15 protein-coding genes are annotated in these 17,796 nt (G+C 40.3%); 5 read left to right on the top strand and 10 right to left on the bottom strand.

Features of this window, described 5'->3' with window-relative positions; translation table 11 throughout:
* Positions 1–80: 80 nt before the first annotated feature.
* Together AOR04_RS19720 and AOR04_RS19725 are read right to left on the bottom strand one after the other, a co-directional pair.
* Positions 81–1,661 (bottom strand): tetratricopeptide repeat-containing sulfotransferase family protein, encoded by a 1,581-nt coding sequence (locus AOR04_RS19720; RefSeq protein ID WP_096794424.1) that lies wholly within the window; start codon positions 1,659–1,661, stop codon positions 81–83.
* Positions 1,662–1,749: 88 nt separating this feature from the next.
* The gene (locus tag AOR04_RS19725; protein ID WP_096794425.1) at positions 1,750–4,167 is read right to left on the bottom strand and encodes a TonB-dependent receptor; all 2,418 of its coding nucleotides are present in this window, start codon (positions 4,165–4,167) and stop codon (positions 1,750–1,752) included.
* A gap of 478 nt (positions 4,168–4,645) precedes the next feature.
* Here AOR04_RS19725 and AOR04_RS19730 point away from each other — a divergent pair, with 478 nt between their 5' ends.
* A complete protein-coding gene (locus tag AOR04_RS19730; RefSeq protein ID WP_096794426.1) occupies positions 4,646–5,740 on the top strand; it encodes an NADH:flavin oxidoreductase/NADH oxidase in 1,095 nt (364 codons plus the stop codon).
* A 73-nt stretch (positions 5,741–5,813) separates the two neighbouring features.
* Entirely contained in the window at positions 5,814–7,010 is a 1,197-nt protein-coding gene (locus AOR04_RS19735; RefSeq protein WP_096794427.1) for an MFS transporter, read from the top strand.
* 81 nt (positions 7,011–7,091) lie between these two features.
* Here the strand turns inward: AOR04_RS19735 and AOR04_RS19740 are convergent, their stop codons facing one another.
* The 4 genes from AOR04_RS19740 to AOR04_RS19755 all read right to left on the bottom strand — a co-directional run bounded on the left by AOR04_RS19740 (position 7,092) and on the right by AOR04_RS19755 (position 11,454).
* Entirely contained in the window at positions 7,092–7,955 is an 864-nt protein-coding gene (locus AOR04_RS19740; RefSeq protein ID WP_096794428.1) for an EamA family transporter, read from the bottom strand.
* Positions 7,956–8,239: 284 nt separating this feature from the next.
* Complete coding sequence (locus tag AOR04_RS19745) at positions 8,240–8,980, bottom strand: FadR/GntR family transcriptional regulator (RefSeq protein ID WP_007375632.1); 741 nt, start codon at positions 8,978–8,980, stop codon at positions 8,240–8,242.
* A gap of 442 nt (positions 8,981–9,422) precedes the next feature.
* Complete coding sequence (locus AOR04_RS19750; protein ID WP_096794429.1) at positions 9,423–10,418, bottom strand: Gfo/Idh/MocA family protein; 996 nt, start codon at positions 10,416–10,418, stop codon at positions 9,423–9,425.
* 28 nt (positions 10,419–10,446) lie between these two features.
* The gene (locus tag AOR04_RS19755) at positions 10,447–11,454 is read right to left on the bottom strand and encodes an AraC family transcriptional regulator (RefSeq protein WP_033030711.1); all 1,008 of its coding nucleotides are present in this window, start codon (positions 11,452–11,454) and stop codon (positions 10,447–10,449) included.
* Between the two features lie 101 nt (positions 11,455–11,555).
* On the opposite strand from AOR04_RS19755, the gene AOR04_RS19760 reads away from it, so the two are divergent.
* Complete coding sequence (locus tag AOR04_RS19760; protein WP_096794430.1) at positions 11,556–13,163, top strand: GMC family oxidoreductase; 1,608 nt, start codon at positions 11,556–11,558, stop codon at positions 13,161–13,163.
* Here the strand turns inward: AOR04_RS19760 and AOR04_RS19765 are convergent.
* From AOR04_RS19765 to AOR04_RS19775, 3 genes are all read right to left on the bottom strand, one after another.
* Positions 13,149–13,979, bottom strand: a complete 831-nt coding sequence (locus AOR04_RS19765; RefSeq protein WP_096794431.1) for a class I SAM-dependent methyltransferase — start codon at positions 13,977–13,979, stop codon at positions 13,149–13,151. The two genes, AOR04_RS19760 and AOR04_RS19765, sit on opposite strands and share 15 nt — an antisense overlap.
* 3 nt (positions 13,980–13,982) lie before the next feature.
* A complete protein-coding gene (locus tag AOR04_RS19770; RefSeq protein ID WP_008134428.1) occupies positions 13,983–14,384 on the bottom strand; it encodes a hypothetical protein in 402 nt (133 codons plus the stop codon).
* Between the two features lie 67 nt (positions 14,385–14,451).
* The gene (locus AOR04_RS19775) at positions 14,452–14,871 is read right to left on the bottom strand and encodes a DUF3429 domain-containing protein (RefSeq protein ID WP_033030720.1); all 420 of its coding nucleotides are present in this window, start codon (positions 14,869–14,871) and stop codon (positions 14,452–14,454) included.
* Between the two features lie 257 nt (positions 14,872–15,128).
* Between AOR04_RS19775 and ahpC the strand changes: the two genes are divergently transcribed.
* Positions 15,129–15,698, top strand: coding sequence for an alkyl hydroperoxide reductase subunit C (gene ahpC, locus AOR04_RS19780; protein ID WP_007375625.1), 570 nt, complete (start codon positions 15,129–15,131; stop codon positions 15,696–15,698).
* A gap of 155 nt (positions 15,699–15,853) precedes the next feature.
* Complete coding sequence (gene ahpF / locus AOR04_RS19785) at positions 15,854–17,434, top strand: alkyl hydroperoxide reductase subunit F (protein ID WP_096794432.1); 1,581 nt, start codon at positions 15,854–15,856, stop codon at positions 17,432–17,434.
* Positions 17,435–17,543: 109 nt separating this feature from the next.
* On the opposite strand, the gene AOR04_RS19790 is transcribed toward ahpF, so the two are convergent.
* Positions 17,544–17,783, bottom strand: coding sequence for a hypothetical protein (locus AOR04_RS19790; RefSeq protein ID WP_096794433.1), 240 nt, complete (start codon positions 17,781–17,783; stop codon positions 17,544–17,546).
* Between the last annotated feature and the right edge of the window lie 13 nt (positions 17,784–17,796).

The raw sequence follows: 17,796 nt of genomic DNA on the forward strand, positions 1-17,796 counted from the left end.
CATTATGATTTATCTCTGCTAGTAATTGGAATAAAGCGACCAGCTTCGCTGCTTTCACTAACCATAATAAAACACGCTTACTAAGCGCTAATACCTTGTTTTAAAAAGTACTCCACTGCTTTATCAGTATGGGGCTTAAACGCCTTCCAACGCCCAATTGCTTTGCTATTTAATGGTTTGCGTACTTGTACTTTACTGGCGGTAGAGACCGGTGCGGTGTTTAAGTGAAAATCTATACATTGCTCCTGCCACTCTAGGTTACAAAAGCTGACTAACTCTTTTATTTGTTGCTCAGGCTGTGCGACTAATTCTTCGTATTTTACTAATTTTATATTGCTGTGCAGGGCGCTGAAGTGCTGCATAAGTTTGTAAAAACGGCTGTAAAATTTTGCTGTGTCGAGTAAATCGAGCGAGTACGCGTAGTAGGGGTTATTAATGGTAAATAATTGGCGGTAGTTACCAATACAGGTGTCCATTGGATCGCGCAGCATGCAAATTATTTTGGCGTTTGGCAGTGCTTTGGTTATTAAGTCGATATAAAAAAAGTTAAACGGGAGTTTATCTATAAAGTGTTTATGGCTGCCTGTTATTACGCGTGTTGCATTTAAATAGGTTGACCCAAGCTGATTAAAATCAAGCTCGTAGGCTTTACTGAGTGTTTGAGTGTCGAGTACATGAGGTGTTTGTGTTTGGCTTAGCTTTTTTACACTTAGGCCAAAGTCTTGTAATTCACCGGCTGATTGCACGTCGCTGTGGCTCGATAAAATACGCTCAACCAATGTGGTGCCAGAGCGGGGCATGCCTAATACAAAAATAGGTTCGGCCGTTGGGTTACCTTGTGTTAGCGCTTGTTTATGCTGCTCACTTAAGCGTTTAATATGTTCAAATAAAGCAGTTGAGCTTTTATGATCAAACGGCTGCACAGCACGTTTTGCTACTTTACCTTGCTCTAACACGTTAAAAGCCTCTGAAAATTCACCAAGATCTTGATACTCTTTTGCTAAAGCATGGCCTATATGCAATTTTGCATCAGGGTGTGTTACTTGCTCAAACACGTTTTTTAAGCGCTCAATATGATTGTTTTGCTTACTTACTTTAGTTAAATCACTTAATGCAAAATGACTTTGGTGGTGCAGCGGGTTAAGCGCTATGGCATTTTCAAAAGCGTGTTGGGCTTTATCAAATAGTCCTAAAAACTTAGCGCTTACACCGTAGTTATAATAAAACGGGGGTTGAGCTTTGTTAGCCGCTGTAGCCAGTGTAATAGCATGCTCAAAGTAGTTAAGTGCTTGCTCGTGAATGCCAGCTTGAGTAAGTGCAACGCCGAGTGTGTCGGCATCAAGGGCTTTAGTTATTTGTTTTAATGGCACCGATAGTGCGGTGTTTTTGGCTTTTTGTAATTCGCCAGTAAGTGCGTAACATTTAGCAAGTTGCGCGGTGTATTCAATACTTTGGCCAAGGGTAAGAGCTTTTTCGATGAGCTTTATTGCTTTGTGTATTTGCCCAACAGTTAAATTAACCATTGCTAACAAAAAATACCCATCAGCAAAGTCTGGTTTGAGTGTAACTAACTCCACTAGGGCTTTGTGTGCTTGCTCTATTTTACCTTGGTTTAGGGAGTGTATTGCGCTTTGATGAAGTTGCTTTAAATTTGGCTGCATGGTTTTTGGTAATTATTATTTTGTAAAAGAAAATAAAAAGGCTCAAATAAATTTGAGCCTTACAACATTGTTTAAAAATTACTATAAATTATATTTCAAATTTGTAGTTAAATTTAACACCTACCGTAAGCGGGCGATTAATGTAATGGCCGTAGTTACGTTGTATGTCGGCACCATTTGCTGATGTTATATCGGCATCTGAACGACGAACGGATGTAACCGCGTATTTGTTGAATAGGTTATCAACATATAGGGTAGTTGACCATGCATCAGCTGTTAATTTAGCTGATATATTACTTAAGCTGTAACCTGGTAGTGTTTCGCCGTTGTCACGAAGCCCTACTATTGAAAACACGTCGCTTTGCGCGGTTAAACCGTAGTTTATATCAAGCGTTTTGTCGTTAAATACGTCTGTTTGATAGTTAACACCCATCGAAAATTGGTTTTCAGGCGAGCCAGGTAAACGGTCCCCGTCTTCCGCGCCATCGGTACCATCAGCATTAAACAAAAATGGTGCGTCTGATGTTAGTTCTGCTTTTGTATAAGCATAAGTTGCATAAACCGAGAACGAGTCAGATAAAATTGCACGGGTTGAAATTTCAATCCCTTTTGCATTAGCGCTGCCTGCGTTTGAAAGGTACGTTAATTGACCTATATCTGTAGCGCCTGTAATTTGTGCATCATCCCAATCTACGTTAAATAGCGCGACGTTAAAGTGAAGTTGGCTTCTAAACCATGTACTTTTAAAGCCTAGCTCGTAGTTTGTTGTGGTATCTGCATCAAAAAGCCTTTCGTCAGCGTTACCACACCCTGTTTGCTGGTTTTTAGGGATAGGATCAGGGCAAACAGCTAGAAGGTTGGAACCGCCAATTCTAAAGCCTTCACTTACTGTTACATAACCCATTACTGAATCAGTGAACTGGTATTTAGCATTGAATTTAAATAAGTTACCGTTATCGCCTGCTTCGTCTTTTTCGTATGCAACGGTGATTTTGTCAGGATCTACTCCACCATACAATGTATTGGCTAGCGGGAAGTCAAAAGCCGCTTGCGACTCTATATCGTATTTGTAAAAACGGGCACCAATGGTCACATCTAATTTGTCGGTAACTTGGTAGCCAACTTCACCAAATAGTGCAGACTCAGTGACGGTACTTTTTGTAAGCTCTAAGTATTCTAATGAGTCAGGTCTTAGCTGCTCGCCACCAAAGTTATCAATAGCGAATTGGTCAAACCCAGGGGTAAACTCTCGGCTTGACGCTTCGGTTTCTGTTTTGTTGTAAAAGCCACCCACAATCCAGTTAAAGTCGCTGTCGCCTTGCGACACTAAGCGAATTTCTTGAGTGAAGGTATCTTCTTCGTCAATTTCACGGGTAAACGTTGAAAACGAAGGGAATTCTTCATAGCCATAATCAAGACGAATAAGTAAGTCTGTTTGATCGCGTTGACCGTCGGCATCAAAGCTCGAAATACCGGTTGCCGATACTAGCTCTGCAAAACCTAAATCGGCTTTTAGCTCAAGGCTTAGTAATTGATCTTTTTTCTCGCGAGGCTCTTCAAAGCGATAAGCTGATTCGTATTTACCTATTACGTCGCTTAAACCGTTGTTTGCATTAAGGCTGTTGTAATGAACAATCGAGCGGCCTTCGCTGTCTTGGTTTTGGTAAAAGTAGTTAAGCGTACCTTCAAACGATTCATTTGGTTTAAAGCGAACAGAAATACGACCAGTAGTGGTGGTTTCGCCGTTGGCGTCTTTTACATTTTTAAGGTTGTTATTAACTGCTGAGCTATCGCTCCAATCTGGATCTGGCAACGATACGCCAGGCTCACGTACTACGTAGCCGTAATCGATAAAACCAGGGTCTTCATATACGTTTAAGCTGGCGCGAACTGCTAATTTATCTTCAATAATAGGAAGGTTAAATATAAAACCGCCTTCGCCACCTAAAGAGTCACTTTCTTTTGTTTGAAACAGGTCGCCGTAAACTTCAAGCGATGTAAAATCAAGCTCAGGCTGTTTAAGCATGTAGCGAATTGCGCCGCCTAATGTGCCTGCACCATAAAGCGTGCCTTGTGGCCCAATTAATACTTCAACACGCTCAATATCTACTAGGCGCATATCTACCGAAACCGGAATTTCGTTAATGTAAGTAGATACGGTGCCGCCATCTGACGATGGACCAGATGAATTAGTATTTAAACCACGAACAATAATAGGCGAGCCAGAGCGGCCACCTTGATCGGTAATTGTTAAACCAGGTACCCAGCGCGCTACATCCGCAAGCTCATTGATATTTTGATCTTTCATAATATCTGCATCAAGGGCTGTAATATTTAACGGTGCATTTTGCACAGAGCCGCTGCGCCTTGTTGCTGTAACTTCGATTACTTCGAGTGATTTGTTTTTAGCTGCAACTTCTTCTTGAGCAAGTGCGGCATTAGGCAATAAAAATACGCTAGAAACAGCGCTCGAAATAGCCAAGGTTAACAAGCTTGGTTTAAACATAAAAAGTGATCCCCAGTTCAAATGTTTTACATTAGTAAATTAAGTTAAGCAGTTTATCAGGGAGTGAAGTAGCTTGGAATATTTAAATTGAATTTTAATTCACTTTTATAGAATAAATATGGTTTATGTGTGGGGTTTTTATTTAGTTAATAGGCAATATAAGCAATAGCTTAGTGCTATTAGGTACAGTTAGGTTAAAAATCACACCCTTGTTTAAAGGTAAATAGTCATTCATATTTTTAAGATGGTGTTATGACGTGCTCGTTAAACAAATTATTACATTAAAATTAATATTTCATAATGTCATTACTTATACTTTTATTAGCACTATTAAAGTGTATTTTGATCCCCATTAAGAATGTTAAGTCGCCATTACTAGTGACAGTTTAAGTTATTGAGTGAGCGTGTTTGATTGCCGCTTCGTATTCTCTTTTTTATTTTGTCCGCACTTTTTTGTGCGTGTTTTTAAGGATTAACAATGAGCCAACTATTTTCGCCTTTATCACTTGGGCAAGTAACACTAGATAACCGTATTATTATTGCCCCTATGTGCCAGTATTCAGCCAATAATGGCGCTGCTAGCGATTGGCATACTATTCATTTAGGCCAATTGAGTTTAAGTGGTGCAGGATTACTTATTTTAGAGGCAACAGCAGTAAACCCAGAGGGGCGTATTAGCTATGGTGATTTAGGGCTTTGGAATAATGAAACCCAGCAAGCACTAGGCAAAAGCCTAAAAGCAGTAAGGCAATACAGCCCTATGCCTATTGGTATTCAGTTAGCGCATGCTGGGCGTAAAGCTTCAACTAAAAAACCATGGGACGGTGGCGATGCCATTGCACCTGATGACGTTAATGGCTGGCAAACGCTCGGCCCTTCGGCAATTGGGTACGACGATAAAAGCCCAGTACCAAAAGCAATGAGCCAATCTGACATAGATTCACTAATTAAAGACTTTGTCAGTGCAGCTAAACGCGCTGATGAACTCGGCCTTGATTTAATCGAGCTGCATGGTGCGCACGGTTACCTGTTACACCAGTTTTTGTCGCCACTTTCAAACAAGCGCGACGACAACTACGGTGGTAGCCTAGAAAACAGAATGCGCTTATTGCTTGATGTTTTTAAAGCGGTAAGAGCGGTATTCCCCAGTAATAAAGCAGTTGGTGTGCGTATTTCGGCAACTGATTGGGTTGAAGGTGGCTGGGATTTAGAGCAATCGATAGTGCTTAGTAAAGCGCTTGATGAACTCGGTTGTGACTTTATTCATGTAAGTACGGCGGGCCTAAGCCCAGAGCAACAAATACCAGTTAAACCTAATTTCCAGGTACCGTTTGCAACAGCCATAAAAGAAGCGGTTAAAATGCCTGTTATAGCGGTGGGTTTAATTACACAGGCGCAACAAGCAGAAGATATTATTAGTGAGCATCAAGCCGATGGCGTAGCACTAGCGCGTGGCATTTTATATAACCCGCACTGGCCGTGGCATGCAGCTGCAAAGCTTGGCGCTACAGTAACTGCACCTAAACAATATTTACGTTCAAGCCCACATGGGCAGCCATCACCAATAAAATAAGTAAATTACGAGGTTATAACCCAACCCGCGTTTGCTGGTTGGGTTTTATTATTTTTGTAAAGTAGAGACACACATGACCCAAACAGGCGTTTCAGCGCAACCACTTAGCAATACACTCGTTACTATTATTGCTTTGTGTTGCGGTCTTATTGTTGCCAATATTTATTACGCTCAACCTATTATTGAGTTGCTTGCCCCAGAAGTTGGATTAAGTTCACGCAGTGCTAGCCTTATCGTATCGCTTACACAAATAGGCTACGCTTTGGGGTTGTTTTTTTTAGTGCCATTAGCTGACTTAATTGAAAATAAGCGTTTAATGCTTATTACTCTAGCTGTGTCGTTTTTGAGTTTAGTGGGTACGGCACTTGCTGATTCACCTAATGTAATGCTTATTTTATGTTTGATGATAGGTATAAGTTCGGTTTCTGTTCAGGTGCTTATTCCACTTGCTGCGCATTTATCGTCTGACGAAAAACGCGGACAAGTTCTTGGCAATATTATGGCGGGTTTGTTGCTAGGTATTTTGCTGGCAAGACCTATATCGAGCTTAATAGCCGATCACTTTGGTTGGCGCGCTGTATTTTACTTTGCAGCAGGGTGTATGGTGTTTATTGTAGGCGTAATTTATTTTGCTATTCCAAGCAGGCAACCAACCCATAAAACAACGTATTTTAAGTTATTAAAATCGCTGAAACAATTAATGATAAGCCAGCCAGTGCTGCGCCAACGTTCACTTTTTCAAGCGTTAATGTTTGCATCGTTCAGCTTATTTTGGACGAGCGTACCGGTTGTGCTTGCCCGTGAGTATGGTTTATCCCAATCAGAAATAGCATTGTTTGCACTAGTGGGCGCCGCAGGTGCTGTAGCAGCTCCCATTGTTGGGCGTTTGGCTGATAAGGGCTATACGCATCAGTTATCGTTACTGGCCAAACTCATTGCAGCACTGTGCTTTTTACCAAGCTTATTTGAGTTACCTTACGGCATTATAGTATTGGCATTAACCGGTGTGTTTATTGATTTTTCTGTGCAGGCCAATATGGTATTGGGTCAACGTGCAGTGTACGCACTAGAGCCACAAAGCCGTGCGCGTTTAAACGCTATTTATATGACTAGCATATTTGTAGGTGGCGCAGTAGGCTCGCTTATTGCCAGCCCATTATATGAAGTGGGTGGTTGGACTGGTATTGCACTGGTGGCTACGGGTATGCCGCTTATTTCGTTGATTGGTTATTTGGTTACAACTAAAAAGCAAAGTAAGGCTGTGAGTTAAAAAATTACCGGATACAACACAATAAAGTCACCATGTTGTATGGTGACTTTATTGTGTTGTTTAGGTTAGTTTGGTAGTTAACTAAGTAGCCTGTTTTTTTGCGTTTGAAAACGAGCTACCAACAGATGCAATAATTACAAGCAAAATAGCGAGCCACTGCCATAAAGTAAGCAATTCACCCAGTATAATAAACCCTGCGAGCGAAGCTATTGCAGGCTCTAAACTCATCATTACGCTAAACCCTTGTGAAGGCATGTTACGCAGTGCAACCATTTCAAGTGTGTAAGGCAGTGCGCTTGATAAAATAGCAATACCAATACCCAGTGGGATAATTTCCCATGTAAACGCGGGGCTTTGCATAATGCCGCCGTAAGGCACTAGCACTATAGCGGCAACAGTCATGCCCAATGCGACAGTGGCTCCACCAGAACTTTGTGTGCCGGTCTTTTTACCAAATAATATATAACCTGCCCAACACGCGCCAGCACCAAGCGCAAGCGCTACACCTAATGGATCAAGGCTATCTTGCCCGCTCATATCAGGAAGCAGAAGCAAAATACCAGCAATAGCACAGGCAACCCAAAATAAATCACGTTTGCGGCGTGATGAAAATAAGGCAACAGCAAGCGGGCCTGTAAATTCAAGTGCTACACCAATGCCTAGTGGAATGCGTTCAATAGCGTAATAAAACAAAATGTTCATGCCGCCTAAACTTAAACCATACACAATTATAGGAATACGATTACCCGACGAGGGTAAGTGTTTCCAAGGCTTAAACACTAAGCAAAGTATAAAGGCAGAAAAACCAAGTCTAAGGGCAGTTGTACCCTCAGGGCCAACAATTGGAAAAAGCTGTTTTGCAAACGACGCGCCCGTTTGAATGGTCATCATGGCAAGCAGTACACACACGATAGCCAGTAAATAACTTTTTGAAGATGCTTGCATAATACTCCTTAATTATACCAATCTGCATAAATCTTTCATTTAGAACAACTAGATACAAAAATTTTTGCCTAGTTCTAGCGTGATTTTCTTATCGTCAAATAGATCCAATACAAGCAGATTGCTATTACAACCAGTTGAATGGCAGGCATAGTATCTTTTTTTATATTTATACGTAAGGTTTTATGTTCAAAAGTAAGGAGGGTTATTCTAAATTTAAGTGGTATTTTTATTGCTAAAGAGGAGAAAAAGCTAGCAATCAGGACGAGTGCTAGCTTTTCATTGTATTAATGAGCGCTTTTTACTAGGCCATCTAAAGAGTAGAGGCCTCGTTTTTCGCTATTTTTACGTTTCACTTCTTCTAAAGCGCGTGACTCAACGGCATCAAATAACGCGTTAATGAGTCGATTAAAATGTTGATGCATTGCTGCACGAGCAGCATTTGCATCATGTTGCTTTAATGCATTATAAATAGCAGTATGTTCGTCCATTACGCATTCGTTGTTATTAGCACATACGCTACTGTAATCAGTTACAATTTGTGCATTAGTTAAGCGTAAATCCCATAAATTAGCGACGGCAAATTCAAGCGCTTTGTTACGCGTTGCACGTGCTATTATTTCATGAAATTCTCTGTCTGCTTGCTCAACATATAAGCCTTCTTGCATGGCTTCAAGCGTCTTGTTTAGTTTTTCAAGTTCTTGTTCTGTAATACTTAACGCTGCTAAAGCTGCAATTTCACCTTCGATGAGTGCACGGGCTTGAGTTAGTTCAAAAGCACTGATTTCTTGGGATTTAATTGGTGCGTCGAGGCTTTCTACTACGTAAACACCGGAACCCGTTTTTACTTCAACACGACCGCGCACTTCTAATGCGATAATAGCTTCTCTAATTGTAGGGCGGCTAACGTCGAACATCTCTGCTAGTTCTCTTTCTGGCGGTAAACGCATGCCAGCAGAAAATTCACCTTGGTTTATTAAAGACTCAACCTTATCAACGATGCGCCAAAATAAGCGACGATTTCCCATATTTTACCTTTATATACCTTAAGGACTGTACGCGCTAGATCTTGTAAAACTTAAAGCGTAGACCAAATGTTAAGACCAAAGGTTACCGTAAAGTTAACCACTATGTCAAAATTGCAAAGTCATATTATAACTAAAATCATAGTACATTATTGGTAATTTTTACATGTATTACCAATTTAATTTAGAATAAATAATTGGTAATCTTGATTGGTAGGTTTTGCTGTGATAGTTTTGCATCGTACTTTTTTGAAACAAATAATTTACATATTGAAAGTGCATGTGCCATTAGCAGCAATTGTAAAAAGTAATTTAAGCCAAATTGATTGCCCATGGAAGGGGGTCGCTCTGGCTTAGGTAATATTGGTAGCTAAGTCATATTATAAAATAAATTACTGTGGGCGTTAATTGTCGTTGGTTAACGCCTACATTTATTTTTAGATCTTTAGGATACCGTGTCGTTTGGGTAAATAACCCCTAATTGTTTACGGGCCTCGTCAAGTACTGCCATCACATTACGTGCTAATTGATGTGTGTTAATGTCCGATTGTAACTTTTTTTGACTAACCATTTGCATAAAATGCTCAACTTCAAATTTCATAAAGTGCTCGTCAAATGCGATAGACACTAACTCACGCTCTCCATTGTTAGCAATAAACTCTATTTTTTTAAGTTGTGATACGGCTTCGATACGAATACGGCCAAGTTCGCCTTGTATTTCGGTTATGTTGTCGCCTTGCGATATTTTGGAGTAACTAATAACAGCTTGTTTATCTGCGTAATTTAGTAATACATCGCCCGCACCATCTACACCTGTATCAAGCAATACGCCACTGGCACTCACGCTTTTTGGTGCGCCCCAAAGTGCAATGAGTAAATAAAGCGGATAGATACCTAAGTCAACCAGTGCACCATTAGCAAACTCAGGTAAAAATGTATTTGGCCGTTCGCCATTTTTGTACTTATCGTAGCGAGATGAATATTGACTATATTGCCCAATGTATTTACGTGGTGTGCCAATTTTTACCATTGCCTGTTGCAGCCGTGCAAAGTTAGGCAAGTGAGTGGTCATCATGGCTTCCATGTAAAGGCGCTGATGCTTTTTTGCTGTAGCTATAATGCTTGCAAGCTCTTTAGAATTGGCTGCTGATGGTTTTTCGCCAAGGACATGTTTACCCGCTTCTAGGCACATAACGGCATATTGTTTGTGTAAGCTGTTAGGGGCGGCTATGTAGACAGCATCGACATTGTGATCTTGGCAAACTTGCTCGATTGAGGTGAAAATTTTAGCTTGTGCATTTTGTGGGTGTTTGGCTAAAAACGCTTCGCCGCTTGATACTGCACGCGAGCACACTGCGTACAAATTAAAATCGTTTAACGTATTTGCAGCGGCTAACAATGTGTCGCTAATAAAATTGGTGCCAACAATAACAAAGTTCATACCCGCTCCTTAGAAAATATAAGAGCGCTTAGTCTATCACTTTTTTAGCCCTGTATGTACGAGGAGAACACCCAAACCAGCGTTTAACATTAGCACATAATGTTGCTTGCTCCTGATACCCTAAAAGCTCAGATATAGTTGATATTGTATATTGGTTCTGCGCTAAGTAATGAGCAGCTAAAGCGCGGCGAGTGGCATCTTTTAGTTTTACAAAGCTCGTATTATGTTTTGCAAGTTCTCGGTGTAGGGTGCGAGGGTGCATACCCAGCGCAGCAGAAATAGTTTGGTTACTGCATTGATAAATAGGCAACATTGGCCTTATTAACGCACTGACTTGGTTGGGTAATGATTGCGTGTGCTCTGCATTTTTGGCTAAAAAACTCAGCGCAGCTTGTACCTTATTTAGCTCTGATTGTTCAAGCTTAAGTGCCAAGTCGCTTTTCACTATTACAATGCCGGCGCTATTACGGTGCTCTATAACGTCACAGCCAAAATAAGCGTTATAAGCGCGAGCGTTAGCACTTAATCTTTGTGGCAAAAATACATTCATTGGTTTACAGCGGTTATTGCTCAGCTTTTTTATAATAGCGAGTGCTAAACCAATGGTAAGCTCAATTGCTTGGCTAATGTTAGGTAAGGGTTTAAGGTTAATTTCGAATGAGAGAAATAAGCTTTTTTCATCCTCTAAAGGGTGCGACGTTAAACTCAGTGCAGGGCTATGTAAATGCAAGTATTTAACAACCCAATTGAGCGCATCACCTAAGTTAGTGCCGCTTTTGGCTGCTATTGCAACGTGTCCTAAAATATCAAAATTTTGCCTGCTTGCAAGCTGAAGGCCAAAGCTGAGGCAATTAAATTTACACGCGCAGTACTCTAATACCTCGGCGTAGGCACGATAAGGCAGATATTGGTTTTCCAGGCATTCAAAGTCAATATTAATATTATTACTTCGCATGATCATATACGGGTCGCCGCCAAACTCTCTAATTAGGGTATCTATACCTTGTAGTGACGTAGCTCTAATTAGGCTGCTCATAGTTAACCTCAAATAAACGGTGTCTAAAAATATCAAGTTTTGCTGAGTTTTTCTATGCACTATTGCCATTAAAGCCGTTTAAATTCTAATTAAGGTACACCATGAACAACACCGCATTTGACTACATTGTTATTGGAGCTGGCAGTGGCGGTTGCGTTATTGCATCGCGCTTGTCAGAGGATAAAAATGTAAGCGTTTGCTTAATTGAAGCAGGAAAAAGTGATAACAGCGCATTTGTTCAAATGCCAGCGGGAATTGCGGCGAGTGTGCCTTATGGTATTAATAGTTGGCATTACAATACAGTAGTGCAAAAAGCGCTGAATAATCGTTGCGGGTTTGTACCTAGAGGCAAAGTATTGGGTGGGTCAAGCTCGACTAATGCAATGGTTTATATTCGAGGTAATAAATACGATTACGACCAATGGGCGGCTAGTGGCAATACTGGTTGGGATTTTGAGAGTTTACTTCCATATTTTATTAAAGCTGAAAACAATAAAACGTTTATAAATAATGATCTTCACGGTACAAAAGGCCCACTGCATATACAAGAGCTAAATAGCCCAAGCCATGTCAATCAATACTTTTTAAATGCCTGTGCTGAGCAGGGCGTTAATTTAAGTACCGATATAAATGGCGAAGAACAAAGTGGTGCACGTTTATCGCAAGTAACGCAGCATAATGGCGAGCGGTGTAGTGCAGCAAAGGCATATTTAACACCGTATTTAAACCGCCCAAATTTAACTGTATTAACCAATAGCCATGTTAATAAAATAAATATAAAAAATAACACAGCGAAAGGCGTGCAAATAGAGCGCAATAATCAGGTTATTAATTTGCTCGCACGTAAAGAAGTAATATTAAGCGCAGGTGCTATTAACTCTCCGCAAATATTGATGCTTTCAGGCATTGGGCCAAAAAATCACTTAAAAGCGCATAATATTGACGTTGCTGTGCCGCTTGAGGGAGTCGGTAATAATTTACAAGATCATTTAACCGTGGTGCCATTATTTAAAGCCAAATACAATAAAGGCACGTTTGGGATGAGCCCGTTAGGTATAGGGCATATTTTAAAAGGTTGTGTAGATTGGTTCAGTAAACGACAAGGGCGTTTAACCAGTAATTTTGCAGAGTCGCATGCGTTTATTAAATTATTTGAAGACTCGCCAGCGCCAGATGTTCAATTAGAATTTGTTATTGGGCTGGTGGACGATCATAGTCGCAAATTACACACTGGGCATGGTTACAGTATACACAGCAGTATTATGCGTCCTAAAAGCCGAGGCACGATTACGTTAGCTGATAACAACCCGCGTAGTGCACCGCTTATCGACCCTAATTATTTAAGCCATCCAGATGACTTAGCAGCAATGTTATTAGGTCTTAAAAAAACGTTGATGATTATGCAAAGCAAAGCCTTTGATAGCATACGCGGAAAAATGGTGTATCCGCTTGATATAAATAACGATGAGCAACTTATTGCATTCATTCGTCAAACAGCAGATACCGAATATCACCCAGTTGGTACATGTAAAATGGGACAAGACTCAATGGCTGTGGTAGATACAAACTTAAGGGTTCATGGGATGAGTAATTTACGCGTGGTTGATGCGTCTATTATGCCTAGCATTATTACTGGTAATACTAATGCACCCGTTATTGCTATTGCAGAAAAAGCGGCTGATTTAATTAAATTATCACTTAGAGATTAACGAGCTATAAAAATCATTTAGCCATTGTTGCCAATCGCTTTCAAGGTGCAGCATTTGCTTATGTTTTTTAGCATTTATATGCTTAGTTTCATCTTCATTTGCCATATAGGGGCCAACGCGACAAAGCGGGCAATGGTTTGGTGTTAAGTATGTAGGCTTTGTAAGACGTGAGCTTAATTCGCTAGTATGTTTATCGATACTTTTTGGGCTGAAAACGTAAGTTATACCGCTGGTGTCTTTAACGTGTTTATCGCGGTCAACATTACGAATTTTATAACCTTCAAAGCGGCTAATATCAAAAGGCATTTGCCCACAATACTCAATGTTTAGATGAGTATTTAAACTGCCTTCTATATTCCATTCGCGATAGGGTTTTACATCCTTTGAGGTGATGTAGCACAGCATTGGACCATTTTTATCAAGCGCGTATTCGTTAGCGTATTTAATAAACTGGTGCAGTAAAGCGCGGTTAAGTACATTCATGCTGGTTTGGCGCGTGTTGTTTTCAAACGCTTCACGGCCAACAAACGCAGGTATGAGTGGAAACTGAAAAATAACCACATCAAAGCTGTGCTTGCTTTCACTTAGAGCTTGCCAACACGCAGGGTTTGTTACGTCAAAGCCATTGAGTACTTCAACGTTGTGCGCTTTTAAATTGCTAAGTGCATTGTGCTGGTACTTTTGCTCAATTGTGGTCTGGTCATCGAAAGTAGATGCAACTAAAGCTTTTGGCGATAGGTGAGTGTAAATAGCATTCGAAAACGATAAATCGCCATCGCCTACAGTGAGTATTCGCCATTGAGGATTTAAGTACATATTTTATTTAGCGTTTATGTTTGTAGCAGTATTATTTATATCGCTATTTGTTTGTGAGTCTTTTGCTAGTAAACGATGAAACGCAAGTCTGGTTTTTAACCCTTCGATTGCGATTTGTTTAATAATAAGATTAAAAGTAATTAAAACAGCAAAGGCAATATGAATAGGGCCATGAGTAAATCCTGCATCTGTATCGTAAAGTGTTAAACCGAATAACAAAAATAAGACGACTAAAAATATTTCGAGTAATTGACTTGAATAAAAGCTTAAACGACCTTCACTTTTATGATCTTTTTTAATGCGAATAGCACAAAAAAATGGGATCACTTTGATTTTAAATGCAGCGTTTTTTTCTACGTAGTTTTCGCCAAGTTCGTCGAGTTGTTGGCGTAGTTGGTCAATCATGGTGTGTCCTCAAATAGCAGTGTGCGGATATTACCTTATTACCGAACAATATTTAAGTTTACAGCTGCTATTTAGGATAAATACTCATACCAATAGTCAGAATGTGACAAACAAACACAACAGAGGTAAGTACAACACGCATTTTTTGGTAATCCTTGTGGTAGGTTTGCCATTGCGCAGTCGCTTTTTCAAAAAGTAGCACAAGCCAAAAACTTATAGCTAACCAACCCAATGCCCACTCAACAGGTACAAAGGCTAAAAATGGCACAGGAATAACCGGTAGTACGGCTTTTACTGCATCGCTATAACTTTGCTCACCCGCTCGCCATAGGTTACCTGTCATAAATGCTAATATAGCAATGCTATAAAAAGTGAAAAATTCTAAGTTAATACTGTTACTACCAAACACAAGCGGCCAACCCACGCAGCCTAAAAATGGTATTAAGCCTAAGTAGCCTAATTGAATGTGATTGATAAATTTTTCCATAACAGTATGCCCTGTGTTTATATAATTAAAAGCGCGGGTATTGTAACAGTATTTTGGTCCAAAAATTAGAGCCGGCTATTTTTACGGGAAAAGACACAATCTAGTTCAATCTTAAAAATCGATTAGTTTAATCTAAACAATCAATTTTATTTAATTATCAATTGGCCTTATTGTACTAATCAAGCCAACGCAAGAGGCCACATACTACGGCTGCGTTGAGTAACTTTAATTCTACTTAAATATAAATGAGGAATACCATGAGCACTTCATTAATCAACACAAAATTACAACCATTCAATGCAACCGCTTACCACAACGGTGACTTTGTAGAATTGTCTGAAAAAGATGTTCTAGGTAAATGGTCAATCTTCTTCTTTTACCCAGCTGATTTTACATTTGTATGTCCTACTGAACTTGGCGATGTGGCAGATCATTACTCACAACTTCAAGAAATGGGCGTAGAGGTTTACTCAGTATCTACTGACACTCATTTTACTCATAAAGCATGGCACGACACGTCAGACACAATTGGTAAAATTACTTACCCAATGATTGGCGACCCAACAGGACGTATTACACGCAGCTTTGGTGTAATGATTGAAGAAGAAGGCTTAGCACTTCGCGGTACATTTGTAATGAACCCAGAGGGCGAAATTAAAATTATCGAAACTCACGATTTAGGAATTGGCCGTAGCGCTAAAGAACTTGTTCGTAAAGTACAAGCTGCACAATACATTGCAACTCACGACGGTGAAGTTTGTCCTGCATCTTGGCAGCCAGGTGAAGACACACTTGCACCTTCACTAGACCTAGTTGGTAAAATCTAACTACCTGATTTTCCAATCAAGTAAGGGCAGGTAACTGCCCTTAAATCAACAAACGTACGCTTGTTGATGCCTCCTATACCAATATATTTGTTTAAGCACATGCATTATTTGGCTTGGGAGGCTTGCTGTTTAAATTTTCCTAAAAGGGTTAAGCCATGTTAGATAACAACATAAAAAATCAATTAAAAAGCCATTTCGAATCGCTTACTCAACCTGTTGAGCTGCTTATTGCCTTGGATGACAGCAAAAAATCAGCAGAGGTAGAAAGCTTAGCAAACGATTTAGCCTCACTAAGCGATAAATTTACGGTAATAAACAATCCTGATAAAAGCGCGCGTCGCCCATCAATGGTTGTACATTCACCTATTACAAACACTCATATTACGTTTGCAGGCGTACCTATGGGTCACGAATTCACAAGTTTAGTGTTAGCACTTTTGCATACTGGCGGACACGCAAGTAAAGCTAAAAGCGAAGACATTGAGCAAATACAATCGCTTACTCAAGAGCTAAACTTTGAAGTATACATAAGTCTAAGTTGCCAAACGTGCCCGCAAGTCGTGCAAGCACTTAACACTATGGCTGCGACAAACAGTAATATTAAAGCCACCATGATTGATGGCGCATTATTTCAAGATGAAGTAGAAGAGCGAAATATTTTAGCTGTACCGGCTGTATATTTAAATGGCGAACCATTTAGCCAAGGTGCACTAAGCCTTACCGACATACTCAATAAAGTAGATAGCAAAGGGGCACAGCGACAAGCTGAATCGCTAAGTAAAAAAGATAAATTTGATGTACTTGTCATCGGTGGTGGGCCTGCGGGCGCATCGGCTGCTATTTACTCAGCGCGAAAAGGGTTAAATACAGGCATTGTTGCCGACAGATTTGGTGGGCAAGTTGCCGATACATTAGCAATAGAGAACTTTATTTCAATAAAGGCGACTGAAGGGCCAAAGTTAGTTGCTCAGCTTGAAGAGCACGTTAAAGAATACGATGTAGATGTAATGCATAATCAGCGTGCAGCGGCACTTGGTTATAACAATGGTTACGAAATTACACTAGAAAATGGCGCAGTACTTAAAGCTAAATCGCTCGTACTTGCCACTGGTGCACGCTGGCGCGAAATGAACGTTCCAGGTGAGCAAGAATATCGCGGCCACGGTGTGGCATATTGCCCACATTGCGACGGCCCTTTGTTTAAAGGCAAACCTGTTGCTGTAATTGGCGGTGGTAATTCAGGTATAGAAGCGGCAATCGATTTAGCCAATATTGTGCAAAGCGTTACGGTACTTGAATTTGCAGACACATTACGAGCTGATGAAGTGCTTATTCGTAAAGCTAAAAGTATGGCTAATATTACTATTATCAAAAGTGCACAAACAACCGAAGTACTTGGTGATGGTAAAAAAGTAACAGGCTTAATGTACACAGATAGAGTGACTGGGGAGAGCAAAGAGCTTGAACTTGCCGGTATATTTGTACAAATAGGCTTAATACCAAATACCGAGTGGTTAAAAGACAGCGACCTTGAATTAAGTAAATTTGGTGAAATACTGATTGATGCTAAAGGCGCAACGTCATTACCTGGCATTTACGGCGCGGGGGATGCAACCAATACTCCGTTTAAACAAATTATTATTGCAATGGGCAGTGGCGCAACGGCAAGCTTAGGCGCATTTGACTATTTAATTCGCCACAGCGATGAAACCGAGCAAGATCAAAGCGCTGCTTAGTTAACCAGAAATCTCTCTTGATATAACAGCGTTCACCCTTAGCTGTTTGTTCACCCAAGCCGCCCTTCTCCAAAGGCGGCTTTTTTATACTTAAAAATTAACATGCGATTTAATCGCAGCCACCACCAGAATCACCACCGCCGCAATTGCTATCCGTATGAGACGTGCCACCGCTTACATAAATTGACGAGCCTGTAGTAGATTTAGCCTTTGTAACAAAAGTTGAGAGTAGTAAAATACTGATCCCCACAATGACAATAATTAATGCCTGCCATTGTTGAGTTGAAAAACCTTTAAATAGCACTACAGCTAATATAGCGAACAGTACGGTTCTAAATATATTTTTCATTGTTGAATTCTTT

Source organism: Pseudoalteromonas sp. 1_2015MBL_MicDiv, assembly GCF_002407505.1.
Lineage (GTDB): Bacteria > Pseudomonadota > Gammaproteobacteria > Enterobacterales > Alteromonadaceae > Pseudoalteromonas > Pseudoalteromonas fuliginea.

What these genes read in the sequence shown, in the direction of transcription:
- AOR04_RS19720 (WP_096794424.1), bottom strand. Translation starts at nt 1,661, where the DNA reads ATGCAGCCAAATTTAAAGCAACTTCATCAAAGCGCAATACACTCCCTA.
- AOR04_RS19725 (WP_096794425.1), bottom strand. Translation starts at nt 4,167, where the DNA reads ATGTTTAAACCAAGCTTGTTAACCTTGGCTATTTCGAGCGCTGTTTCT.
- AOR04_RS19730 (WP_096794426.1), top strand. Translation starts at nt 4,646, where the DNA reads ATGAGCCAACTATTTTCGCCTTTATCACTTGGGCAAGTAACACTAGAT.
- AOR04_RS19735 (WP_096794427.1), top strand. Translation starts at nt 5,814, where the DNA reads ATGACCCAAACAGGCGTTTCAGCGCAACCACTTAGCAATACACTCGTT.
- AOR04_RS19740 (WP_096794428.1), bottom strand. Translation starts at nt 7,955, where the DNA reads ATGCAAGCATCTTCAAAAAGTTATTTACTGGCTATCGTGTGTGTACTG.
- AOR04_RS19745 (WP_007375632.1), bottom strand. Translation starts at nt 8,980, where the DNA reads ATGGGAAATCGTCGCTTATTTTGGCGCATCGTTGATAAGGTTGAGTCT.
- AOR04_RS19750 (WP_096794429.1), bottom strand. Translation starts at nt 10,418, where the DNA reads ATGAACTTTGTTATTGTTGGCACCAATTTTATTAGCGACACATTGTTA.
- AOR04_RS19755 (WP_033030711.1), bottom strand. Translation starts at nt 11,454, where the DNA reads ATGAGCAGCCTAATTAGAGCTACGTCACTACAAGGTATAGATACCCTA.
- AOR04_RS19760 (WP_096794430.1), top strand. Translation starts at nt 11,556, where the DNA reads ATGAACAACACCGCATTTGACTACATTGTTATTGGAGCTGGCAGTGGC.
- AOR04_RS19765 (WP_096794431.1), bottom strand. Translation starts at nt 13,979, where the DNA reads ATGTACTTAAATCCTCAATGGCGAATACTCACTGTAGGCGATGGCGAT.
- AOR04_RS19770 (WP_008134428.1), bottom strand. Translation starts at nt 14,384, where the DNA reads ATGATTGACCAACTACGCCAACAACTCGACGAACTTGGCGAAAACTAC.
- AOR04_RS19775 (WP_033030720.1), bottom strand. Translation starts at nt 14,871, where the DNA reads ATGGAAAAATTTATCAATCACATTCAATTAGGCTACTTAGGCTTAATA.
- ahpC (WP_007375625.1), top strand. Translation starts at nt 15,129, where the DNA reads ATGAGCACTTCATTAATCAACACAAAATTACAACCATTCAATGCAACC.
- ahpF (WP_096794432.1), top strand. Translation starts at nt 15,854, where the DNA reads ATGTTAGATAACAACATAAAAAATCAATTAAAAAGCCATTTCGAATCG.
- AOR04_RS19790 (WP_096794433.1), bottom strand. Translation starts at nt 17,783, where the DNA reads ATGAAAAATATATTTAGAACCGTACTGTTCGCTATATTAGCTGTAGTG.